Consider the following 23,137-nt stretch of genomic DNA (forward strand, 5'->3'; position numbering starts at 1 on the left):
TTTTTAAGAATAGCTAATTCTAGCTATTCTTTTTTTAAAACCCAAGCAAAATACCATATCGCAAAAGATAAAAGCAAAATCATAAAAAGCTTTTTATCATACACTCCAAAACCAATATAAAGCACAGAATACATAAAACCAAAACTTCCTGCATAAATGCAAATTCTACTCATTAAACCATTTTCTACTGCTCTAAAACATGGACATTTGTGAAAAAATTTCTTTTTTGTTTCTTTGGGTTTAAAAAAACTCAAAATCGCACTTAAAATCAGTAAAAAACTTAAAAAATATAAAACCTTATCCATTAATGAAAATACCTTAACCAAGCAGGAATTGCACTTTGCTCTTCTCTTAAAGAACTTTCTTCTCCATGCCCTGGAAAAAGCTTAAAATCTTTTTCATAAGCTAAAATTTTAAGCAAACTCTCTTTCATCTTAGTTGCATCTGAGTAAGGAAAATCCCACCTACCAATACTACGATAAAATAAAAAATCCCCACTAAAAAGCACATCTTTGCCCACAAGTTCTATCATACAACACCCTGGAGTATGCCCTGGGAAATGATGAAATTTAAACTTAAACTCATCTATACTAAATTCATTTTCATTTTCTATCAATACATCAGCACTTGAATGCTCAAAACCATAATTAAAAGGATCTTTTAGCATAAAAGCATCATCTTTATGGATAAAAATTGGAATTTCATAAGCCATTTTAACTTTAGCATTATCATAAACATGATCATAATGACCATGGGTATTTAAAATAGCTAAAGGTTTGCTTGTATTTTCTTTGATAAACTTATAAGCATTTTCTCCTGGATCGATGATAATTTGCTTGTTATTATGATCTATAATATAACAATTTGTTTCATACATTCCACATGGTTGTTTTAAAATACGCATATAAACTTCCTTTTAACTAAATCAAATATAATTTTAAAAAATTAATATTTAAAGATTTTTTATGAATTATACAAAATTACAAGAATTATTGATCAATTTTATAAAAGAACAAGCAAGAGATAAAAATCTCATCTTAGGTTTAAGCGGTGGGATAGATTCAGCTTTAGTAGCTCATCTTTGCAAAAAAGCAGTAGGTGAAAAACTTTTTGTGCTTTTAATGCCTACAAAATATTCTAAAAAAGAAAATTTAGATGATGCATTAATGCTTTGTAAAGATTTGCAAATTCATCATAAGATCATTTATATTGATGAAGTGCTTTGTGCTTATGAAAAAATTTGTCAAGATTTAAGCCATTTACGCTTTGGGAATTTAGCTGCAAGAGTGCGTATGAGCTTGCTTTATGATTATTCAGCCTTGCATAATGCTTTAGTGGTAGGCACTTCTAATAAAAGCGAACTTATGCTTGGTTATGGAACTATTTATGGAGATTTAGCTTGCGCTTTTAATCCTTTAGCTACACTTTATAAAAGTGAAGTTTTCGAGCTTGCTAAATTTATAGGTGTACATGAAAATTTCATACAAAAAGCCCCTAGTGCTGATCTTTGGCCAAATCAAAGCGATGAAAAAGATCTTGGCTATAAATATGAAGTTTTAGATGAAGTTTTAAAAGCTTTAGAAAATAATCAAAGCTTAGAAAATTTTGATGAGAATTTAAAAAATTTAGTCTTAGAGCGTGTGCAAAATAATGCCTTTAAAAGAAAACTTCCAACAACATTAAAGAATACATATGACTTGGCTTGATCGGTATTTTTTTAAACCTAATTTTTTGCAAAAAATTCTAGCCTTTTTGCTTTTACCTTTTAGCTTTTTATATATGATTATAGCTATTTTAAATACTAAATTTAAAAAAGAACTTGATTTTAATTTACCCATTATAAGCATAGGTAATCTAACCCTAGGAGGCAATGGAAAAACTCCCATTTGTAAAGCCATAGCTGCTGAGTTTGAAAATTGTTTTATCATCTTAAGAGGCTATAAAAGACAAAGTGAAGGCTTAATCATCGTTAAACACAAAGATAAAATTTTATGCAGCATTAAAGAAAGTGGCGATGAAGCTATGGAGTATGCACTTACAAAGCACATTAGTGGAGTGATAGTAAGTGAAGATAGAGTTAAAGGCATACAAAAAGCTATCGAACTTGGAGCAAAGATCATACTTTTAGACGATGCTTTTTCTAAATTTCATATTAAAAAACTTAGTATTTTATTACAAAGCAAAGATGAGCCTTTTTTTGATTTTACCCTACCTAGCGGGGCTTATCGTTTGCCAAAATCTTTTGCTAAAAGGGCTGATTTTATAGCTAAAGAAAATGAAGATTTTGTGCGTTATTCTCATGTAAAAGAAAATCAAAAAGCTATTTTAATAAGCTCTATTGCAAAGCCTTTTAGATTATATGAGCATTTTATTAAAGCTAGGGCTTGTTATTTTTTTGCTGATCATTACACTTTTCAAAAAGAAGAATTAGAAAAACTTTTAAAAAAACACAATTGTGACACCTTAATGCTAACCTTTAAAGACTATGTCAAGGTAAAAGATTTTGGCTTTAAAACAGAATTAATTCATCTTGATATTATTTTAAAAGACGGCTTTAAGCAAATTTTGCAAGATTATATTGATAAATTTAACAATAAGGAAAAAAATGTTACTACACTCAACCCAAGATAAAAATCACCAAGTAAGCTTTTCAAAGGCCTTACTTAGCCCTAGTGCACCTAATAATGCTTTATATGCACCACTTAATCTACCAAAGCTTGATAATGAAGCTTTAAAAAATTTAAACTACAAAGAATTAGCTTTAAAAATTATCGCAGCTTTTGATTTTGATTTAGAGCCTGAAGTTTTTGAAAAAGCTTTGAAAACTTATGAGAGTTTTGATGATAAAACCTGCCCTGTTCATTTAAGAAAAATTAATGATAAGCTTTATATTAATGAATTATTTCATGGGCCAACAAGAGCTTTTAAAGACATGGCATTGCAGCCTTTTGGCGTGCTTTTGGAATACTTAAAAAAAGATGATGATTTTTTAATCATGTGTGCTACAAGTGGCGATACAGGACCTGCTACGCTAAAAAGCTTTGAAAATAAAAAAGGCATAAAAGTAGTTTGCATTTACCCAAATGAAGGCACAAGTAAAACTCAAGCTTTACAAATGACACACTCAAATGCAAGCAATTTAAAATCCATAGCCATTGAAGGTAATTTTGATGATGCACAAAATACCTTAAAAACACTTTTAAATGATGAAGATTTTAAAAACACCTTAAAAGAAGAAAAGTTAAGTCTAAGTGCTGCAAATTCAGTTAATTTTGGAAGAATACTTTTTCAAATCATCTATCATTATTATGCTAGCTTAAAAATCGATAAAACAATAGACATTATTGTGCCAAGTGGAAATTTTGGCGATGCTTTGGGGGCTTATTATGCTAAAAAAATGGGAGCAAATATAGGTAAAATTAAAATTGCTTCCAATTCAAACAATATCTTAAGTGAGTTTTTTAATACAGGCAAATATGATTTAAGAAATAAAAGCTTGCAAAAGACTATTTCTCCTGCTATGGATATACTCATATCATCAAATATAGAAAGATTGCTTTTTGATAAATTTAAAGATGAACGCACCAAAGAACTTATGCAAGCTTTAAAGAATGAAAAATATTATGAGCTTAGTCAAAAAGAACTAGAGCTTTTGCAAGAAGACTTTGAAGCTGATTTTTGCAATGATGATGAGTGCATGCAATATATCAAACAATACAGCCACTTAGGACTTTTAGATCCTCATACTTGCACTTGCTTTAAAATGCTTGATTCTAACACTACTACGCTTATTACTTCTACAGCACAATGGAGTAAATTTACCCCAAGTATGTATCAAGCAATTTATAACAAAGAATGTCAAGATGAACAAGCTTGTATGCAAGAACTTGTAAAAGAATTTAAGCAAGAAATTCATCCAAATATCGCAAGCTTATTTACAAGCACACAAAAGCAAAATCAAGTTTGCAAACTCAAAAATCTAAAACAAACTATTATAGAATGGATAAAACAATGATAATCATACCAGCAAGATTAAAATCAAGTCGTTTTGAAAATAAAATTTTATGCGAGATTGATAATTTACCTATGTTTATTTATACAGCTAAAAAAATGCAAGAAGTTGATGAAGTGTGCGTGGCAATTGATGATGAAGAGGTTTTAAAAATAGCACAAAAACACAATATAAAAGCAGTTTTAACAAGCAAAAATCATGAAAGTGGCACTGATAGGATCAACGAAGCTTGTCAAATTTTAAAACTAAATGAAAATGAGCTAATTATTAATGTCCAAGCTGATGAGCCTTTTATAGAAACACAAAATATTAAAGATTTTAAAGAATTTAGCCAAAAAGCTTTTGAAGATGAGCTTTGTTTTATGAGTAGTTGCTACAAAGAAGTAGATGCGAAAGCTTGTGATGATCCAAATTTGGTTAAAGTAGTTACTGATAGTAATGATTATGCTTTATATTTTTCAAGATCTAAAATTCCTTATGAAAGGGCAAATTATAAACAAAATTTTAAAGCCCACCTTGGAATTTATGCATATAGGGTTAAAAATTTACAAGAATTTTGTACTTTGAAAAACTCAGCTTTGGAAGAATGTGAAAAATTAGAACAATTAAGAGCCTTAGAAAATGGCAAAAAAATCAAAATGTTAAAAATACAAAGTCAAAGCATAGGTATAGATACAAAAGAAGATTATGAGAAAGCTTTGGCTAAATTTGGAGTTAAAAAATGAAAAAAATACTTTTTTTACTAAGCTTATTTTTTACACTTCATGCAAAAGAATTAATCGTAGGTATGGAACTGGCCTACCCTCCTTTTGAAATGAGTGATACTAAAGGCAATCCAAGTGGTATTAGTGTAGAGTTTTTACAAGCCTTTGCCAAAGAAAAAAACTATGATTTAAAAATTCAAAACATAGCTTGGGATGGACTTATACCTGCTTTAAGAACTCAAAAAATAGATCTAATCATGTCTTCTATGAGTATAAGCGAGCAAAGAAAAAAAGTAATAGATTTTACCTTGCCTTATGCTAAGGCAAATTTAGCGATATTAAGCGCTAAAAAATCAAATATTAATTCCATAGAAGATTTAAATCAAAAAGGAAAAATCCTTGCTTTAAAAAGAGGTTCAAGTGCGCATTTATATGCTCAAAAAAATCTTAAAAATGCAAAAATCCTAGTATTTGATAAAGAAAATGCAGCTATTTTAGAAGTCATTCAAGCAAAAGCTGATGCTTTTATTTATGATCAAATGAGTATTTATAAAGCATGGAAAAAACATCCTGAGCAAACAAAAGCTATTTTTACCCCTTTTGAAAAAACACCTGAGCAATGGGCCATAGCTTTAAATAAAAACAATACCAAATTAAAAGAAGAGCTCAATGAGTTTATTTTAAAATCTAAAAAAAATGGTCTTTTTGATAAACTAAGTCAAAAATATCTCAAAGATATGCAAGAAGTTTTCAAAGAACAAAAGCTTGAGTTTTTCTTTTAAGAAAAACTCTTTTCAAGCTTTCTTGAAAACATAGAAATAGGTAAAGTTAAAACCAAATAACAAAGCGCTAAGGGAATATAAATTTCTAAAGTAGAAAAGGTAAAAGCATTAATTTCTTGAGCATTTTGAGTTAATTCTGAAATAGCTATAACGCTTAAAAGAGAGCTATCTTTGATCAAATTACTAAGTTGTCCACTTAGTGGTGCTAAGATATTTTTTAAAGCTTGAGGAAAAATCACACTTTTATAAATTTCAAACTCACTCAAACCCAAAGCCTTAGCACTTTCATATTGCATTTTATCAACACTTAAAATCCCTGCTCTAAATATTTCACAAATATAAGCACTAGCAAATAAAGCTAAAATCAAAATTCCACAAACATAACGATTATCAAGCCCCAAATTATCTGCAAAAATATAATAAATCAATAAAATTTGCACTAGCAAAGGTGTGCCTCTAATAAGCTCTATAAAAACTCTTGCAAACATATTAAAAAGTACGATTTTACAAAGACTCATATAACACAAAATCAAAGCAAAAATCACACCTACAATCAAAGACAAAACACTAATAAAAAAACTCGTAAAAAAACCTTGTATCATTTTGTCTTTATACTCATAAATTGCCATAAAATCAAAATTATAACTAGCACTTAAAAAAGATAAATAAAAAAATAAAAACAATAAAAATGCTAGCAAAAAGGCATTAATAGCAAACACCTTTGGACTGATTTTTTTATGCTCATTAAATTTATTACGCACTATAAAAAGATGATTCAATTCTAGCCTTTATTTTTTATCAAATTTTTTAAGTTTTTCATCATTTAAACTAAGTTCCATCTTACGAATTTCTTCCTCACCGCTACGGACTAATTTTTTATCATATTTAAAATACTTATTTTTAATTTTATTTGGATATTCTAAAAAATTAAGTAGATATTTAAATAAATTTATCCTTGCTTTCTTTTTACTATCTGAATTAATGATCACCCAAGGACATTTTGGTGTATTAGAAGCTAAAAGCATAGAATATTTTGCTAGAGTGTATTTATCCCATAATTCTTGTGATTTTTCATCAACAACAGAAAGTTTGTATTGTTTTAGCGGATCTGTTCTCCTTTGCTCAAAACGCCTTTTTTGCTCTTGTTTGGAAACTGAAAAATAAAATTTAAAAAATAAAATTCCACTATCAAGTAGCATTTCTTCAAAAGAAGACACCTCACGCAAGAATTTTTTATGCTCATTTGGAGTACAAAAGCCCATCACAGGTTCCACCCCTGCTCTATTATACCAAGATCTATCAAAAATCACTATCTCTCCTGCTGCAGGCAAATGTGTCACATAACGCTGAAAATACCACTGAGTTCTTTCCACATCACTTGGTTTTTCAAGTGCTACCACACGACAACCTCTAGGATTTAAATGTTCAATTAATCTTTTAATAGCACCACCTTTTCCTGCTGCATCACGCCCTTCAATTAAAATCAAAACTTTTAATCCTTTATCTTTGACATGATTTTGAAATTTTAAAAGCTCAATTTGTAATCTTCTAAGCTCGCTTTCATACTCAAGTGTTGATTTTTTCACTTTAATAAGAGTAAATTTATCCTTATCCACAACAAACTCCTTAATTTAGGATAATTATTAACTTAAATTTACCACAAATAAGTAAAATAAAACAAATTTAATTTTCAATTTCAAGGAGAAAAATGCGTTTTTTAGCGGTATTTTTTATTTTTTTCAATTTATCTTTTGCTAATAATGGAGTATTATCACTCAATGAAGCTTTTAAACTCAATACCCATAGCAACAATCAAGGAATTTTTTTAAAAATCAATCTTGCAGATAGAATTTATCTTTACAAAGATCAAATCAAAGTAGAATTAGACTCTAATGACATTACTTCTTTATTAAATTTCCCACAAACTCAAACTAGAGAAAACAAAGAAGTAATCTTTAGCCAACTTGAACTTTTCATACCTCAATTATTATTAGATGATTTTGTTAAAAATAACAAAGCAAAACTTTCCCTAGCTTATCAAGGTTGCTCAGAAGAAGGTTTATGCTATCGTCCTGTATATGTAAATTATGAACTTAATAAACAAAATGGAATTTATACTATAAAATCCACTAAAGATCAATTTAAAAAGCAAAACGAAGATGAGCAAATTGCTAATGATTTAAGCACACAAAATATATTTATCACACTTTTAACTTTTTTTGGTTATGGCTTATTATTAGCACTTACTCCTTGTATTTTACCAATGATACCTATTCTTTCATCATTAATCGCAATGAAACTCAAAGACAAACCATCTAAAAAACATAGCTTTTATTTATCTTTTATCTATGTCTTTTTTATGTCTTTAGCTTATGCTATAGCAGGTGCTTTAGTGGGCCTTGCAGGAGCTAATGTGCAAGGTTTATTACAACAACCTTGGATTATCATTACTTTTGCAGGTATTTTTGTATTGCTCTCACTTTCTATGTTTGGCTTTTATGAATTACAACTGCCACTTAAATTTCAAAATTTTATCAATAAAAAAATAGAAGGCAAAAACGGGGTTTTTGGTATAGCTATCATGGGCTTTTTATCAGCTCTTATTGTAGGACCTTGCGTGGCTGCACCTTTAGCAGGGGCTTTGCTTTATATTACTAATAGTGGCGATGTATTTTTAGGAGGACTTTCTTTATTTGTGATGAGTTTTGGTATGGGCATGCCTTTACTTTTAATAGGTCTTGGAGGAAATCTTTTAAAAAGTGGGGCTTGGATGCTTAAGATAAAGATTTTCTTTGGTTTTATCATGCTCATTATGGCAGTTTGGATGCTAGAAAGAATACTTAGTGTAAATATCATTTTGATACTTTATGGAATTATAGGGGTATTTTTTGTTAGTTTTATGGGTTTATTTGATGAAGCTAAAACTAATTTTGATAAATTTAAAAAAGCAAGTATGATTTTAATTTTAGCTTATAGTTTAAGCCTAATTTTAGGCGGCTCAATGGGTTCAAAAAGCTTACTAAAACCTCTTGAGTTTAACCTTACTTCAAAAGAAAATAGCCCTAGTTTAAGTTTTAAAACCATTAAAAATTTAAAAGAACTTAAGCAAGAATTACAAAATTCTACCAAACCTGTTATGCTTGAATTTACAGCCGCTTGGTGTGAAAACTGCAAGCTCTTAGAAGAATATACTTTTACAGATGCTAAAGTACAAAATTTACTTGCTAATTACACACTTTTAAAAGCAGATGTAACACATAATAGCCAAGAAGATTTAGCTCTTATGAAAGAATTTGGAGTTTTTGGGCCTCCTGTGATGATATTTTTTAACAAAAGTGAAGAAAAAGGACGCGTTATAGGCTATGTAGATGCAAATGAATTTTTAAATAGAGTTCCTTAAAAAGACTCTATTTAAAATTAATTTTATTTCAAAAAACCTTTCAATCCTTCAAGCTGATATTGCCATAGTTTTTCTATAAAAATTTTAAGTTTTATTGCCAAAAGACCACTAATTGGTTTATGTAAAACCGTGCCAACTGCATAATCTCTTCCTATTGAACAAACGGTATTTCCACTCACAAAAGAAAATTCTTGTTTAAAATCTTTCTCATCAATCATAGCCATTAAAGCTTTAGCCACATAAGCTCCTTCTCTTAATGCAAGCTGGGCTGTTGGAGGATACGGAGTGTTAGTTTTAGGGTTTTTAAATAAACTATTATCGCCTATAAAAAAGTATTTTGATGAATTTTCAACATTTAATGGATGCATAAAAGCATCTACTTCTATACGCGATCTTGTGCTTGGAAAATCTGAGCTATTTTCTATAACGCTATTACCTCTAACTCCTGCAGTCCAAATGATAGTATTAGCTTTAATAAATTCTCCCCCATCAAGCCTTATACCATTTTTTTCACATTCTATAATTTTAGATTTTTCATATACTTTCACACCAAGTGCTTCTAGTCTTTGCTTTGTTTTTAGAGCCAAACTTTTATCAAACATAGGTAAAATTTGATCCATAGCTTCAATAATAGAGAGTTCTAATTTCTCATAAGAAATTTGCTCTTTTTGACAAAATATTTTAAGCTCTTTAGCTAAAGAAGCTACAAATTCAACCCCACTTAAACCCCCACCACAAACTGCGATTTTTAAATCATCTTCATTTTGGGTGGTTTTGTAATTTTTTATTTTCTCATATATTATTTCATTAATTTTTAAAGCATTTTCATAATTATCTATACTCAAAGCATATTCTTGCATACCTTTAATACCAAAAGTTTCCTTCGCAAAACCAAGCCCACATACTAAAATATCAAAGTCAAATTCATTATTTTTAGTAAAAACTTTGTCTTTAGAAATTTTTAAAACTTCATCTTGGATAAAGTTGATTTTTGGATTTAATAAAGGTAAAAGATCATATTTTGAACTATAAATATCTTCATTTGAAGCTACTTTGTGTAGTAAAATAGTATGATAATGATAAGAATTGTTATTAATCAAACTCACTTGTGCTTTTTCAAAAAACTCATCAGGTAAGGCTTTTATAACCGATAAAGTAGCATATCCTGCACCTAAAAACAAAATTTTCTTTTTTTGCATGGATTTTCCTTTAATTTGATAAAAAAATAAATAAAAATTTGGCATAATGGTATTATTTTTTATCTTAAAATATTTTTTATTTAAATTTAACAAGGAAAAAGCATGCAAAGACAAACTTGGAGCAATACGCTAACTTATATCCTTACAGTAGCAGGAGCGACTATTGGTTTTGGAGCCACTTGGCGTTTTCCATATTTAGTGGGTGAAAATGGAGGCGGTGCTTATGTTTTGGCATTTTGTATAGCTATGATTTTTATAGGAATTCCTGTGATTTTGGTCGAAAATGTCATAGGAAGACGCAGAATGCTAAATTCAGTCGATGCTTTTGGCGGAAAAACAAGCGATGGAGTTAAAATATCTAATTCTTGGCAAGGTGTTGGCTATATGGGACTTTTGGGAAGTTTTGGAATCATGGCTTATTATATGGTAATAGGCGGATGGGTTTTAGCTTATATTTTTAAAATTATCATAGGCGATTTTAATCTTTCAAGTCCCATTAACGCTCAATATACAAGCGAATTTTATAGCTCTACTATAGAAAATAATCCTTTATTAATAGGAATTTTTACTACTATATTTGTGATAATTAATTGGATTATCTTAAAAAAAGGTGTGATTGATGGCATAGAAAAGTCAGTAAAATACCTTATGCCATTTTTATTTATCTGTCTTTTGGTTGTTGTTGCGCGCAATTTAACTCTCGAAGGAGCAAGTGAGGGTGTGAAATTTTACCTTACTCCTGATCTTTCTAAAATCACTCCTAAATTGTTTATAGATGTTTTAGGACAAGTATTTTTTGCCTTATCTTTGGGTTTTGGTGTAATGATAACCTTATCATCTCACCTTAAGAAAAATGAGAATTTAATCAAAACTTCTGTTTATACAGGAATTTTAAACACCCTCATAGCAGTGCTTGCTGGATTTATGATTTTCCCTGCTTTATTTAGCGTAGGTTTAACCCCTGATAGTGGGCCATCTTTGGTTTTTAAAACCTTGCCCGTTGCATTTTCACATATACCTTTTGGAAGTATAATTTGTGTGTTTTTCTTTTTGCTTTTAATCATCGCTGCACTTACTACAAGCTTGCCAATTTATCAAGTAATCATTAGTGTTTTGGAGGAAAAATTTAAACTAGCTAAAAATACTGCTATCAATCTAACACTTGGAAGTATTTTTGTTTTGGGAAATTTACCATGCATACTTACTTATGGTCCTTTAAGAGATATTACTATCATCAAGGGAAAAAATATTTTTGATAGCTTTGATTTTATTAGTGGAAATATATTCTTTGTTTTAACCGCATTTTTTTGTTGTATTTATGTAGGTTGGGTGCTTAAAAAAGATGCAATTTATGAACTTTCCAATCAAAATACCCTAAAAGGAAGTATTTTTAAATTATGGTATTATTATGTTAAATTTATTATACCTTTGATTATCTTAGTGATTTTTTATTTTGGAATTTTTTAATTTATACTCATAACGCTTTAACATGCTTATATTTCCTTCAAGGCCTCCTTGATGGATATATAAGATTTTTCCACCAAATTGCTCTTTATGAGCTAATAAAGTTTTAAAACCCACCATATCATAAAGCAAATCAAACTCCACTCCACATTCTTTTTTTAAATCCTTATAAAGATCATAAAATTCCAAATAAGGCTTAGCAAAATGATATTTTTTAGGTGAATTTAATATGGTTAAATTACCAAAATCATAATTTGGCTCTAAGCTTAAAATTTGCTCTTTTAAATATGCACTATCGCCCACACAAGCACATGTAAAAACTTTAAATTTACTATGTTTAGCCAAAAAAGCCGCAGAAGTTCCTGTACCTGAAGGTAAAAAAATACTTACATTTTCACTTAACTGCTCACTAAGCTCTAAGGCTAGTTGCTGGTATCCAAATTCAGCTTCTTTTATAGCTACACCCTCTTCTATAAAAATATCATCATCTTTTTTCAAGGCTAAAGCTTGCAGTCTTCTTGTGGGATAATTTATATTTTCTATTAACTTCACATTGTGTTTTAATGCAAATTCTAAATTTCCATGGGGATTTTCTTTTAAAAAAGAACTCATTTTTTCACAAACAAAAATGAGCAAAAAATCATTTTCGTAACAAAACTTAGCTAAAGCAACTAAAGCATTACTTTGAGAGGAGCCAAAAGAAATAAATCTTTGTCCTTTTTTAAATAAATGTTTATTTTTTTCAAAAAAGGCTAGTTTTCTAGCCTTATTTCCATTAATATAACCTAGTAAATCATCTCTTTTGAGTAAAAATTCAAAATCATTGTATTTTAAAACATCAATTCTACTTGCTATCAAGGTATTTTTCAACCTTTTCTAAAGCATTATTTGTATTGATATTAAACTTAATCTCTATTCTACGACTTGCCTCTTTGTCTTCTTTACCATCTTTCATAATTACATCAGAATAAGATCTACCACTTGCCATTAAAAGTTTTTGCAATCTTGGATCTTTGTAAAATGAGTGTATAAAACTCATCACAGCATAAGCTCTTTTTTGTGATAAATCAAGATTATATATATAAGAGCCTGCACTATCCGTATGCCCTTCTATGACTATATTTTCTATACTATTTAAGATATTTTCATCTTTTAAGATATTGTCAAAATACTGTGTTAAAATTGCCTTTAAATTCTCTTTTGCTTGAGCTTTTAGAGTAAAAGAATTTGTATCAAAAAGCACTTCAGAAGGTAAAACTATCGCACCTGTATTAGAATCTAAGGTAATATTAGTATCAAATTTTGCTTGAAGATTTTTGATGGTATTTTCTTTGATTAATCCTAGTTCTTTGATTTTGCTTTTCGCCTCATCAAAATTACGCTCTAATTCTTTGATTTCCTCATCTTTTTTATTTAATCTTTCAAGTAAAGCAAAAATTTGCTGATCTTTTTCATCTAAACTTGAATTTAAATCTTGATTAAGTTTAGTAATATTAGCTTCTAAAGCTTGTTTTTGTTTGCTGATATTATCAAGCGTACTTGAGGTATTACTTAATTTTTGGCTAAGACTTTTTAAAATATCTTCTTTTTGATTTAATTCTTCTTTATTCTCTCTTAAGCGTTCTTCTTGTTTTTGCAAATTTTCTTTTATGATTTGTAAATCACTTTGAGTTAAAACATACTTAACAACTATAGCTCCAATAAGCAAAATAAATATAAAAAGCAAGCCTGCCATTAAATCTGCATAAGCTATCCAAAAATTATTTTCTTCATTGCTAGAATTATTTTTTATCATCTATTTTTTCATCTTCTTTTTGATTTTCAAGCTTTGCAATAACTTGTGTGGTTTGCTCATCTAATTCTTTGCTTTCTTCTTTAAATTCTTGCATTAGTGAAATTTTTTCGTCAATATTTTTTTCATCTTCATAAGCTTCTTTAAAAGTATGCATACCCTCTATAATACTTGCCCTAAAGCCTTCAAAAAGCTTAGTTTGATTATCAAGCATAAGATTTTGATATTTTTCAATATTATTTGAAAAATTATTTACCTTTTCATCTAAAGCACTCACACTTTTATCTAAATGCACAATCTTATCTGAACTCACATCTAAAAGTCTATTATATTGCTCTGAAATTCTTAAGGTTAAATCTTTTATGTTTGAATTTAACATATTTACCGCATTTGCAATCTCGCTATAAGTTTTAACAATATCTTTTTGCTCTCTTTGGGTTTTAGATAAATCACTCATAGTTTGTTTTACATGCTCACTGCTTAATCTTACAGCTTTTTCTTCAGCATTTACAAGTTCTTGAAAAACTTTGAATTTTCTATCTATTGTATTATCTAGTTCTTTAAAAAATTCCTCATTGCTTACATGTTCAAAAATCGTGCCTATTTTTTCAAAATGTTGCAAACTTTCTTGAAGATATTTTCTATCAATTTCTTCTTTAGACCAAAAAAAATCGCTTGTTGCGTTTTTTTGACGATTTAGAAGTTTTTGGAATTTACTACTACCGTATTTTTCAAAAAATATCCACCAAAGTGCTAAGAAAATTCCATAAATTGATACATAAAAGGCTGTTCCTACTCCATTTAATAAAACTGAAATCTCTTGTTCTAAGCCTGCTGTGTCGCTTGAATTAAAATTTGGCATAGACATGGCTATACTTATAAAAGTTCCTAAAATACCAAGCATAGGAAAAATAGCTGCACCCACAGAAGCAAAATTTTCATTTCTCAAATCTTTCACATAAGCATATGCAAAATCATCAAAGCTAGCATTTGACTTTGTTTCTTTACCTATAACTAAAAAATGCTTCATAATATAGCGTTTTAATATCAGCTTAAACTCATCTTTTTGTTGCTCAAAAATACTTGAAGCATAATCAGCACTATGTCTAGCAAAGATCAAAGCCACTAAAAAGATAATCCCTATCATTACAACACTATGTAATTCTACTTTAAAATCAATCTTTCCAAAATACCCTAAAAGCACTAAAATATACAATATAGCAGGGATAAAAATAATCTTTAAATAAGCAACAATTCCTGTGCTACCTTTTCCTTCAGGTAATACAAGATCAGAAAAATCATCAGTTGTTTTAACTTCCATTTTATAAACCTTTGTTAATTTTACTCTAAAAATTTGAAATCTTCACAGGAAAATCAACTAAGAGTTATAAAACTCTTAGTTTCTATCGATACAATTTAAATCACTAAAAGCACATTCTAAGCGTTTGATCATACTCTCTTCGCCCGCTCTAAGCCATACTCTTGGATCATAATATTTTTTATTTGGCTTATCTTCTCCATCTGGATTACCAATTTGGCCTTGCAAATAAGCTTTATTTTTAAGCTCATATTCTCTAACACCATCCCAAAAAGCCCATTGTGTATCTGTATCAATATTCATTTTAATTACACCGTAGCTAAGTGCTGCTTTGATATCCTCTATATCGCTACCACTACCACCATGGAAAACAAAATTGATTGGTTTATCTTCACCAAGATTGAATTTTTCTTTTACATAATTTTGAGAGTTTTTAAGAATTTCAGGTCTTAAAATCACATTTCCTGGTTTATATACTCCATGTACATTACCAAAACTAGCTGCAATTGAAAATCTATCACTAATTTTAGAAAGTCTCTCATAAGCTAATGCTACATCTTCAGGCTGAGTGTATAATTTTGCATTATCAATATTAGTATTATCCACTCCATCTTCTTCACCACCCGTACATCCTAGCTCAAGCTCTAAAGAAATTCCAAGCTCAGACATTTGTTTTAAATAATTCTCACAAGTGCCTAGATTACTTTCTAAATCCTCTTCACTTAAATCAATCATATGAGAGCTAAACAAAGGCTTACCTGTTTCTTTTTTAAACTCAATATTTGCTTCAATCAAAGCATCAATCCAAGGAAGTAATTTTCTAGCAGCATGATCTGTGTGTAAAATTACTGGAACTCCATAAGCTTTTGCCATTAAATGTACATGTCTTGCACCACTTATAGCACCAAGCACATCAGCTTTTGGACAAGCTTTTCCTGCTACAAATTTAGCTCCACCATTTGAAAATTGAATAATCACAGGTGAATTAACTTTTTTAGCACTTTCTAAAACCGCATTAATAGAATTTGTCCCCACGACATTTACCGCAGGGATAGCAAATCCTTCTTTTTTTGCATAATTATATACAGTATTTAGATCATCGCCACTTAAAACACCTGGTTTGACAAGATCTAATACACCCATTATTTATATTCCACTTTTGCTTTTTGACGAAGCTCTTGAGCTTTTTTATTCATAAGTTCTTTAAATTCTTCCATTTTGATATTGCTTTCAATACCTGCTTTTACTTCATTATAACTCATAGTACTTTTCGCTCTAGCATCTTCTTTTAAAATAATATGATATCCAAAATCACTTTTTACTGGTGTTTTAGAAATAGTACCTTTTTTCATAGAAAAAGCTGCATCAGCAAATGGTTTTACCATAGTTGATTCAGCAAACCATCCAAGATCACCACCTTGAGCCGAAGAACCTTTGTCGATTGATTTTTCTTTTGCAAGTTGAGCAAATTTATCATTTAAAGCTTTTCCACTTAACTTACTAAGCTCGGCAATAATATCTTTAGCTTCTTTTTCACTAGTTACCAAAATATGCTTAGCTTTTACTTGAGCTGGTTTAGTAAATTTATCTTTATTTGCTTCATAGTATTTTTTAGCCTTAGCATCATCATTTTTGATAGAATCAAAAATTTTCTTTTGATAGATATTTACCATGATAGCTTCTTTAGCACGCTCTAATTCTTCTTTATATGAAGGATCATTTTCTATTTTTTGAGCTTTAGCGTCTTTTAATACAAGTTGTTGGATGATATATTGATCAATGATTGCTTTTTTTTGTTCAGCTGGTAAGTCAGTGATTTTAGCACCTCTTAACATAGGAGCAAAAAACTCATTTATTTCTGTATCGCTAATATTGTTTCCATCAAGGGTTGCAACCACCGCAGCATTTAAACTCAAACCTGTTAATAAAGCCGCAGCAACTAAAGAAATTTTTTTCATTGTTTTTCCTTTGAAATAGTTTTGTTGATTTTATTATATCTAAACTTTATTTAAAGCCGATTAACATACAATAAGTTTATGAAAAGAAATTTAGAAATTAAAGAATTATTTTTAAAACATTTTGGACAAGCAAAAACAGAATTAGTTTTTAGTAATGCTTATGAACTTATAGTTTGTGTTATGCTTTCAGCTCAATGTACTGATAAAAGGGTTAATCTCATCACACCTGCTTTATTTAAAGCTTACCCTAGCGTGCAAGATTTAGCTAAGGCAAATTTATCTTCTTTAAAACTTTTGATTAATTCTTGCTCATTTTATAATAATAAAGCACAAAATTTAATCAAAATGGCTCAAGCAGTTTGCGAGCAATTTAATGGTGAAATTCCAATGGACGAGCAAGATTTGAAAACTCTAGCAGGTGTAGGACAAAAAACTGCACATGTAGTGATGATAGAATGGTGCGGGGCTAATTGCATGGCTGTAGATACCCATGTATTTAGAGTTTCGCATAGACTTAATCTTAGCAAAGCCAAAACTCCCGAAGAAACCGAAAAAGACTTAACTAAAATTTTTAAAGATAATCTAAACTATCTTCATCAAGCTATGGTGCTTTTTGGGCGTTATACATGTAAAGCTAAAAATCCTTTATGCAAAGAGTGCTTTTTAAATCATTTATGCAAAAGTAAAGATAAGAAAATTTAATCTAGCACCAATTTAGTGCTAGATGATTTTAATGAAAGAATGGTAGATATAAGAAAGCATTGATCACTAAAGCATTTACTATATCTATGAAAAACGCACCCACTAAAGGTACAATAATAAATGCCATATGGCTCATACCATAGTGATTTGTTACAGTTTGCATATTTACCATAGCTGTTGGAGTAGCGCCCAAACCAAAACCACAATGTCCTGCTGCTAAAACTGCTGCGTCATAATCTTTTCCACACACTCTAAAAGTGATAAATATAGCATAAGCAGCCATCATAGCAACCTGAACAGCTAAAATTACCAACATCGGTAGTGCAAGAGTTACTAAATCCCAAAGATTAATAGTCATTAGAGCTAAAGCTAAAAATAAAGATAAGCTTACATTACCCAAAACTGATACTTCTCTATCAAATACATGATGAATTTTTGTAGCTGATAAAACATTTCTTAAAACCACACCTACAAAAAGACAATACACAAAAGTTGGTAAAGTAAAACCTGTATTTGTTTTAATATAAGTAGACAAAGCACTACCTATTAATAAACATAAAGCAATTAATGCCAAAGATTCTATAAAAGAAGAAGGTGTGATTAGTCTTTCTTTTTCTGGAGACTGGAAATTTAAAATCGCATCTTTATCATCATTTTGCTTTGGAACTACTAACTTATATTTATTGACTAAATATCTTGCAACAGGCCCACCTATGATACCACCTGAAATAAGCCCAAAAGTAGCACAAGCAATAGCAACAGTAGTTGCACTAGAGTAAAAATAAGGTTCTTTAATAAATTCAGCTGCCCATGCTGCACCTGTTCCATGACCGCCACTCATTGTAACAGAACCTGCTATAAGTCCCATTAGTGGATTTTGCCCCATAGCACTTGCCACACCTATGCCAACTATATTTTGAGCAAAAAGCAAGCCAACAACAACAACTAAAAAAATTGCTAATTTTCTTCCACCCTTTTTTAAAGAAGCAAAATCAGCTAACAAACCAATACTTGAAAAAAATGCAAGCATTAAAGGATCTTTCATAGATTCATCAAATTTAATATCCAATGAGAAGAAACTATGTAAGATCAAAAGAATAATCGCAGCAATCCCACCACCAACAACTGGCTCAGGGATATTATAATCACGAAGAAATTTTACCCTTTTAATGACAAATACGCCTAAAAGCAATACTATAACCATAGTAACTAGCGTTGCATAAAAATCAAATTTCATAATTCTCCTTTGTTTGATTTATTTATCAATTGTATTCTAAATGACTTTAAAACAACGCAAATAAACAACACTCTTTTCTTATAATATTACAAAATGAAACACTTTTAGTCTTTTTTACTCTGAAATTAAAACAATATTATGATATAAATTAATATTTTTAAGCAAAGATAGCTTTGCTCTGCTAAGCTCTTGGAGTGAATTTATAAACAAAGCGTCCGCATCAAGATAATCTTTTAATTCACTGCGACCTAATTCATATTTTTCTAAATATAGCTGTGTAATTTTTTCTTGATTAACATTAATGTCTTTTACTAATTTTAACAAATCATTATAATACTTGTCATTTTCATAACAAAAATTAAATTCATGGATAGTTCTTTGTAATACATCTTTATATTCAACCAAACGAGCTTGGTATGTTAATTCAGAAATTTTTACATTTTGTTTTACTCTATAAAAGTCCAAAAATGGTAAGTCAATGGCGACATTGCCTCCTAAAATTAAAAATTTAAAACTTTCATCAATATTCTTATCATTCCCATCTAAATTTCCCAATATTTTTATGCTAGGTAAAATACTTTTTTGCACACTTGTATAATCCTTGTAAGAAGCCATAAGTTGATTTAGTTTTGCTTGAACTTGTGGTCTATAAGCAAGCATTTTTAATTCTATATCAAAATTAATTTTTTGCAAAGAAAAATCTTCAAGAGTATAATTTAGCATTTTATTAATCAAATGCTCATCATCTTTACCCAGTAAGTCTTTTATATTTTTAAGAGTTAAGTCTTTATTTTGCAAATTTGTAATGATATTTTGTTTAGTGTTTAATAAAGATTTTTTAATATTTAAAAGATCTATATATTCAACTTTTCCATAATTAAGTTTAGTAGTATAAATTTCTAGCATTTGCTCTAGATTTTTTAAATGTTTGTTTAATAAATGATCTACATCATTGAAATAAATAAATTCAAAAATACTATTTATCGCTAAATTAATCGTATCAAGCTCTAAAGAGTGCAACTCATACTCACTCGCCTTTGCTAAAAATTCAGAACTAGCAACTTGATCTGAAATTTTGCCATATATATCAAGCTCATAATTTAACATAATGCCATTTGAAAAACTATGCGTTTTTGTGCCATTGTTTAAATTTTTTCTTATATTTGCACCAAAATTTCCACTCAAAGTAGGATAAAGATCTAAATTTAAAAGCTTATATCTAGCTAAGGTACTTAAAAAATTAATCCTTGCTATATTTAAGTCTTTATTATTATCAATAATAGCTTTTAAGATATTATTTAAGTCTTGATTGTTATATTTTTCCCACCAAGCCTTGCTTGCGTTAAAATCTTCAAAATATTCTTTTTTTATTTGTTCTTGAGATACTTGTTCTAATTTTACTCCTACGCAGGCATTTAAAAAAAAGGCTATAAAAAATAATAAAAATATTCTCATCTCATTCCTTTGATAAAGCACTAATAGGATTTAAATTTGCTGCATTTTTTGCTGGGAAAAATCCAAAAACCACTCCGATTAAAACCGAACTTAAAAGCCCTAAAAATACCGAATTTAATGAAAGTATCATCGTAAAACCAAAATTTAAAGAATTAAATACTTCAATGATGATAAAAGAAAGCATTACTCCAAAAATAGCCCCTAAAGAACAAATCAACACAGCTTCGATTAAAAACTGCATTAAAATATCTTCTTTTCTAGCTCCAATAGCCATTCTAACTCCAATTTCTCTTGTGCGCTCACTTACTGAAACAAGCATGATATTCATCACACCAATACCACCTACTATCAAAGATACCACTGCAATAGAAGAAATGAGTAAAGTTAAAGTAGCAGTATTTTCCTCAATGGCATTTTTAATTGCGTCAGAATTTATAGTGAAAAAATCTTTTTTTCCGCGTTTAATTTCTAAAATTTTTACCATAGCCTCTTCAGCTAAAGCAGGATTTACCTCATCTTTTACCTTAGTTACTATAGCTCTTATTTGCTTATCTCCTGTGATTTTATTCATCAAAGTAGAATAAGGAGTATAAATTTTAATGGTATTTTCATCAGCTCTAAAGCCTTTATTATCTCTTTCTTTTTTTAAAACACCAACTATAGTTAAAGGTTGCTTGTTAAAAATCACGCTTTTACCTAAAACATCTTTAGCACTAATATTATCAAATAAAATTCTCAAAGCATTTTCATCTATAATGCAAATATTAGTATTATCTTTTATATCCTCATTATTAATAAATCTACCATCTACCATCACAAAACCTCTAAGTCTTAGATGATTTGGCCCTACTCCATAAATTCTAGCTTGTAAAGAATTATTCTTATAAGTTACTACCCCTATTTTGCCTACATCTGCTTCTACTGCTTCTAAATAAGGCAAAGAACTTAAGGTTTTTAAATCACTTAAATTTAGTCTTGTTCTACCTGATCGAATATCCCCCAAACCACGCCCTGAAACAACTTCTATGGTATTAGTCCCAATAGAGCTAATAGAAGCAAGTATATTTTGTTGGGCTCCAAGTCCTAAAGCAACCACGCAAACTACTGAAGCTATACCTATAATAATACCAAGCATAGTAAGCAAAGAACGTAGCTTGTGTGCTACAATAGAAGCTATGGACATTTTTAAACTTTCAAAAAGCTGATTTTTAAGCAAATTAAAGCTTTTTTTCTCTTTTGGCATTAACTTAGCTTTTATTTCGTCTGCTTTTTTTGCACCACTATCGCTTATAATCTTACCATCTTTAATTTCTATAACTCTTTTTGCTCTAGCAGCTATTTCTCTATCATGAGTGACTAAAACTACAGTGTGTCCTTGATCGTTTAGTTTATTTAAAATTTCTAAAACTATCTTACCGCTTTTAGAATCAAGTGCACCCGTTGGCTCATCTGCTAAAATAAGCTCACCGCCATTCATCAAAGCTCTTGCTATGGAAACTCTTTGCTGCTGTCCACCACTTAGCTCATTTGGCTTTGATAATTCTTTGTGATCAAGCTCTAAAAAAGAAAGTAATTCTTTAGCCTTTTGTGATCTTTCATGTTTGTTTTTACCTGCATAAACAGCAGGCAAGGCTACATTATCTTTAGCATTTAAAAGACTAAGCAAATTATATCTTTGGAATATAAAACCAATTTTTTCGCGTCTAATCCTTGCTTTTTCATCTTTACTTAAATTAGTTACTTCATATGCATCTAAAAAATATTTTCCACTACTTGGTTCATCAAGTGTTCCTATAATATTTAAAAGAGAGGTTTTCCCACTACCTGATTGCCCTATAATGGCTACAAATTCTCCCTTTTGAATATAAAGATTAATATTTTCTAAAATAGTTGTATTATTAATCTTTTTTTGTATATTTTCTAAGCGTATCATTTTTTATTTTTACCTATGATAACTAAATCACCCTCATTAATACCATCTAAAATTTGAGTATTTAAACTATCTTTAATACCTAATTTAACAGGTGTTTTCACACTTATATTATTTGCTTTTAAAATTTCTACATAATAACCACTTACATCGCTTTTTATAGCTAAAGTTGGTATAACTAAAGTATTATTTTCTGTTTTAATAGCAATTTCATTTTCTGTGCTCATACCTATGCGTAAAAAATTATTATCATTTTTTACAAAAACCCTTGCATAATAATACACAGCGCTAGTGCTAGTACTTGAGTTTGAGTTTAAATTTGTATTGCTTGTTGCATCGCTTATGGTAGTATTTGCTGGATCTATGCTTGAAATAGTTGCTTCATATTTTTTATCAGGCTCATTTAAAATACTAAATTTAACCTTTTTTCCAACACTAATTTTATTAATATCAGCTTCAGCTATTTGCATACGAATTTCCATTTCACTTAAATCAGCCAAACGCACTATACTTGGTGTATTTTGGTTTGCATTTACAGTTTGCCCCTCTTCAACTGCTACATTGATAATCTCACCCTTACTAGGTGCAGTTATAGTAGTATAAGCTAAATCTTTTTGAGCATTTTTTAAAGAAATTTCAAGTTGAGTAGTTTGAGCTTTTAAATCAGCCACATTTGCTCTTAAGGCATAAAAAGTATTTTTAAGATTTTCAAGATTTTCTAAAGAGGTAGCCTTTTTAGCATAAAGCTTTTGCTCTCTTTGGTATTGTTTAGTAGCTATATCAAGAGCAATTTTTTTACTTTCTAAATTTGCCTTTGCACTTTCAAGTCTAGCTTTGGTAATATCTAAATCATTTTGTTGTTTATCTTTATCAATTTGTGCGATTAAATCACCCTCATTAACACGATCGCCCAATTTTACATATAGTTTAGTAATTTGCCCACTAACTTGTGCACCAACATCAACTTGGGTTTTTGCATAAACTTCACCTATTGCTTCTATGCTTTGAGTAATGTCTTGTTTTTTAACCTCATAAGTTAGATAATTATATTCTTCCTTATTTGCAAAAAAGAAAAAATACATCCCTATAATAAGTATAATCAAAAATATGCTCAAATAAATTATTTTTTTCATTTTAATCCTTTAAAAACCGTATAATAAAATATTTGTATGAAGTAAAAATAA

The 23,137-nt window shown here is 29.4% G+C and carries 22 protein-coding genes; 8 read left to right on the forward strand and 14 right to left on the reverse strand.

Translation table 11 applies throughout. The annotated features are described in order from the left end of the window. Positions 1-23 precede the first annotated feature (23 nt). Positions 24-305 (reverse strand): hypothetical protein, encoded by a 282-nt coding sequence (locus tag L8Y18_RS00250; RefSeq protein WP_133318838.1) that lies wholly within the window; start codon positions 303-305, stop codon positions 24-26. Further along, entirely contained in the window at positions 305-904 is a 600-nt protein-coding gene (locus L8Y18_RS00255) for an MBL fold metallo-hydrolase (protein WP_263676046.1), read from the reverse strand. Before L8Y18_RS00255 ends, L8Y18_RS00250 begins: the two co-directional genes overlap by 1 nt. A 61-nt stretch (positions 905-965) precedes the next feature. Here L8Y18_RS00255 and L8Y18_RS00260 point away from each other — a divergent pair, with 61 nt between their 5' ends. From L8Y18_RS00260 to L8Y18_RS00280, 5 genes are read left to right on the forward strand one after another with little or no spacing between them, the layout of a single operon-like run. Beyond that, complete coding sequence (locus L8Y18_RS00260) at positions 966-1,706, forward strand: NAD+ synthase (RefSeq protein ID WP_263673088.1); 741 nt, start codon at positions 966-968, stop codon at positions 1,704-1,706. Continuing rightward, positions 1,693-2,631, forward strand: coding sequence for a tetraacyldisaccharide 4'-kinase (locus tag L8Y18_RS00265; RefSeq protein WP_263676048.1), 939 nt, complete (start codon positions 1,693-1,695; stop codon positions 2,629-2,631). Before L8Y18_RS00260 ends, L8Y18_RS00265 begins: the two co-directional genes overlap by 14 nt. After that, positions 2,606-4,015 (forward strand): threonine synthase, encoded by a 1,410-nt coding sequence (gene thrC / locus L8Y18_RS00270; protein ID WP_263676049.1) that lies wholly within the window; start codon positions 2,606-2,608, stop codon positions 4,013-4,015. Before L8Y18_RS00265 ends, thrC begins: the two co-directional genes overlap by 26 nt. Continuing rightward, positions 4,012-4,737, forward strand: coding sequence for a 3-deoxy-manno-octulosonate cytidylyltransferase (gene kdsB, locus L8Y18_RS00275; protein ID WP_263676050.1), 726 nt, complete (start codon positions 4,012-4,014; stop codon positions 4,735-4,737). The genes thrC and kdsB overlap by 4 nt, the downstream gene beginning before the upstream one ends. Further along, positions 4,734-5,498 (forward strand): transporter substrate-binding domain-containing protein, encoded by a 765-nt coding sequence (locus L8Y18_RS00280; RefSeq protein WP_133318832.1) that lies wholly within the window; start codon positions 4,734-4,736, stop codon positions 5,496-5,498. Before kdsB ends, L8Y18_RS00280 begins: the two co-directional genes overlap by 4 nt. Here the strand turns inward: L8Y18_RS00280 and L8Y18_RS00285 are convergent. Next, positions 5,495-6,277 (reverse strand): amino acid ABC transporter permease, encoded by a 783-nt coding sequence (locus tag L8Y18_RS00285; protein WP_263676051.1) that lies wholly within the window; start codon positions 6,275-6,277, stop codon positions 5,495-5,497. The two genes, L8Y18_RS00280 and L8Y18_RS00285, sit on opposite strands and share 4 nt — an antisense overlap. Before the next feature lie 9 nt (positions 6,278-6,286). After that, positions 6,287-7,129 carry a polyphosphate kinase 2 gene (gene ppk2, locus L8Y18_RS00290; RefSeq protein WP_263676104.1) on the reverse strand — a complete coding sequence of 281 codons (843 nt, stop codon included), beginning with the start codon at positions 7,127-7,129 and terminating at the stop codon, positions 6,287-6,289. A 77-nt stretch (positions 7,130-7,206) separates the two neighbouring features. Between ppk2 and dsbD the strand changes: the two genes are divergently transcribed. Further along, entirely contained in the window at positions 7,207-8,898 is a 1,692-nt protein-coding gene (dsbD, locus tag L8Y18_RS00295) for a protein-disulfide reductase DsbD (RefSeq protein ID WP_263676052.1), read from the forward strand. Positions 8,899-8,921: 23 nt separating this feature from the next. Here dsbD and L8Y18_RS00300 read toward each other — a convergent pair whose 3' ends face one another. Then, positions 8,922-10,097, reverse strand: a complete 1,176-nt coding sequence (locus L8Y18_RS00300; RefSeq protein WP_263664436.1) for an NAD(P)/FAD-dependent oxidoreductase — start codon at positions 10,095-10,097, stop codon at positions 8,922-8,924. A gap of 102 nt (positions 10,098-10,199) precedes the next feature. Between L8Y18_RS00300 and L8Y18_RS00305 the strand changes: the two genes are divergently transcribed. Then, positions 10,200-11,564 (forward strand): sodium-dependent transporter, encoded by a 1,365-nt coding sequence (locus tag L8Y18_RS00305; RefSeq protein WP_214126899.1) that lies wholly within the window; start codon positions 10,200-10,202, stop codon positions 11,562-11,564. On the opposite strand, the gene L8Y18_RS00310 is transcribed toward L8Y18_RS00305, so the two are convergent. From L8Y18_RS00310 to L8Y18_RS00330, 5 genes are all read right to left on the reverse strand, one after another. Next, positions 11,535-12,419, reverse strand: a complete 885-nt coding sequence (locus L8Y18_RS00310) for a 1-aminocyclopropane-1-carboxylate deaminase/D-cysteine desulfhydrase (protein WP_263660931.1) — start codon at positions 12,417-12,419, stop codon at positions 11,535-11,537. The genes L8Y18_RS00305 and L8Y18_RS00310 overlap by 30 nt on opposite strands. Then, positions 12,406-13,356, reverse strand: coding sequence for an OmpA family protein (locus L8Y18_RS00315; protein WP_133318825.1), 951 nt, complete (start codon positions 13,354-13,356; stop codon positions 12,406-12,408). Before L8Y18_RS00315 ends, L8Y18_RS00310 begins: the two co-directional genes overlap by 14 nt. Next, positions 13,343-14,674, reverse strand: coding sequence for a MotA/TolQ/ExbB proton channel family protein (locus L8Y18_RS00320; protein WP_039626332.1), 1,332 nt, complete (start codon positions 14,672-14,674; stop codon positions 13,343-13,345). Before L8Y18_RS00320 ends, L8Y18_RS00315 begins: the two co-directional genes overlap by 14 nt. Positions 14,675-14,749: 75 nt before the next feature. Next, positions 14,750-15,814: a class II fructose-bisphosphate aldolase gene (gene fbaA, locus L8Y18_RS00325; RefSeq protein ID WP_133318824.1), complete on the reverse strand. Its 1,065-nt coding sequence runs from the start codon at positions 15,812-15,814 to the stop codon at positions 14,750-14,752. Further along, a complete protein-coding gene (locus L8Y18_RS00330; RefSeq protein ID WP_263676054.1) occupies positions 15,814-16,629 on the reverse strand; it encodes a peptidylprolyl isomerase in 816 nt (271 codons plus the stop codon). The genes fbaA and L8Y18_RS00330 overlap by 1 nt, the downstream gene beginning before the upstream one ends. A 78-nt stretch (positions 16,630-16,707) precedes the next feature. On the opposite strand from L8Y18_RS00330, the gene nth reads away from it, so the two are divergent. After that, on the forward strand, positions 16,708-17,331 hold the full coding sequence (gene nth, locus L8Y18_RS00335; protein ID WP_133318822.1) for an endonuclease III: 624 nt from the start codon (positions 16,708-16,710) through the stop codon (positions 17,329-17,331). A 28-nt stretch (positions 17,332-17,359) separates the two neighbouring features. Here nth and gltS read toward each other — a convergent pair whose 3' ends face one another. The 4 genes from gltS to L8Y18_RS00355 all read right to left on the reverse strand — a co-directional run bounded on the left by gltS (position 17,360) and on the right by L8Y18_RS00355 (position 23,086). Beyond that, positions 17,360-18,568: a sodium/glutamate symporter gene (gene gltS, locus L8Y18_RS00340; protein WP_133318821.1), complete on the reverse strand. Its 1,209-nt coding sequence runs from the start codon at positions 18,566-18,568 to the stop codon at positions 17,360-17,362. 114 nt (positions 18,569-18,682) lie between these two features. Continuing rightward, positions 18,683-20,023 (reverse strand): TolC family protein, encoded by a 1,341-nt coding sequence (locus tag L8Y18_RS00345; RefSeq protein ID WP_263660934.1) that lies wholly within the window; start codon positions 20,021-20,023, stop codon positions 18,683-18,685. Between the two features lies 1 nt (position 20,024). Next, positions 20,025-21,956 (reverse strand): ABC transporter permease, encoded by a 1,932-nt coding sequence (locus L8Y18_RS00350; RefSeq protein WP_263660935.1) that lies wholly within the window; start codon positions 21,954-21,956, stop codon positions 20,025-20,027. Then, positions 21,953-23,086 (reverse strand): efflux RND transporter periplasmic adaptor subunit, encoded by a 1,134-nt coding sequence (locus tag L8Y18_RS00355; protein ID WP_263660936.1) that lies wholly within the window; start codon positions 23,084-23,086, stop codon positions 21,953-21,955. The genes L8Y18_RS00350 and L8Y18_RS00355 overlap by 4 nt, the downstream gene beginning before the upstream one ends. Positions 23,087-23,137 lie beyond the last annotated feature (51 nt).

It is taken from the genome of Campylobacter sp. CNRCH_2007_0968H, from assembly GCF_025773245.1.
Taxonomy (GTDB): Bacteria; Campylobacterota; Campylobacteria; order Campylobacterales; family Campylobacteraceae; genus Campylobacter_D; species Campylobacter_D lari_D.

Coding starts and splice junctions, on each gene's coding strand:
- L8Y18_RS00250 (WP_133318838.1), bottom strand. CDS start 305: ATGGATAAGGTTTTATATTTTTTAAGTTTTTTACTGATTTTAAGTGCG.
- L8Y18_RS00255 (WP_263676046.1), bottom strand. CDS start 904: ATGCGTATTTTAAAACAACCATGTGGAATGTATGAAACAAATTGTTAT.
- L8Y18_RS00260 (WP_263673088.1), top strand. CDS start 966: ATGAATTATACAAAATTACAAGAATTATTGATCAATTTTATAAAAGAA.
- L8Y18_RS00265 (WP_263676048.1), top strand. CDS start 1,693: ATGACTTGGCTTGATCGGTATTTTTTTAAACCTAATTTTTTGCAAAAA.
- thrC (WP_263676049.1), top strand. CDS start 2,606: ATGTTACTACACTCAACCCAAGATAAAAATCACCAAGTAAGCTTTTCA.
- kdsB (WP_263676050.1), top strand. CDS start 4,012: ATGATAATCATACCAGCAAGATTAAAATCAAGTCGTTTTGAAAATAAA.
- L8Y18_RS00280 (WP_133318832.1), top strand. CDS start 4,734: ATGAAAAAAATACTTTTTTTACTAAGCTTATTTTTTACACTTCATGCA.
- dsbD (WP_263676052.1), top strand. CDS start 7,207: ATGCGTTTTTTAGCGGTATTTTTTATTTTTTTCAATTTATCTTTTGCT.
- L8Y18_RS00300 (WP_263664436.1), bottom strand. CDS start 10,097: ATGCAAAAAAAGAAAATTTTGTTTTTAGGTGCAGGATATGCTACTTTA.
- L8Y18_RS00305 (WP_214126899.1), top strand. CDS start 10,200: ATGCAAAGACAAACTTGGAGCAATACGCTAACTTATATCCTTACAGTA.
- L8Y18_RS00315 (WP_133318825.1), bottom strand. CDS start 13,356: ATGATAAAAAATAATTCTAGCAATGAAGAAAATAATTTTTGGATAGCT.
- L8Y18_RS00320 (WP_039626332.1), bottom strand. CDS start 14,674: ATGGAAGTTAAAACAACTGATGATTTTTCTGATCTTGTATTACCTGAA.
- fbaA (WP_133318824.1), bottom strand. CDS start 15,814: ATGGGTGTATTAGATCTTGTCAAACCAGGTGTTTTAAGTGGCGATGAT.
- L8Y18_RS00330 (WP_263676054.1), bottom strand. CDS start 16,629: ATGAAAAAAATTTCTTTAGTTGCTGCGGCTTTATTAACAGGTTTGAGT.
- nth (WP_133318822.1), top strand. CDS start 16,708: ATGAAAAGAAATTTAGAAATTAAAGAATTATTTTTAAAACATTTTGGA.
- gltS (WP_133318821.1), bottom strand. CDS start 18,568: ATGAAATTTGATTTTTATGCAACGCTAGTTACTATGGTTATAGTATTG.
- L8Y18_RS00345 (WP_263660934.1), bottom strand. CDS start 20,023: ATGAGAATATTTTTATTATTTTTTATAGCCTTTTTTTTAAATGCCTGC.
- L8Y18_RS00350 (WP_263660935.1), bottom strand. CDS start 21,956: ATGATACGCTTAGAAAATATACAAAAAAAGATTAATAATACAACTATT.
- L8Y18_RS00355 (WP_263660936.1), bottom strand. CDS start 23,086: ATGAAAAAAATAATTTATTTGAGCATATTTTTGATTATACTTATTATA.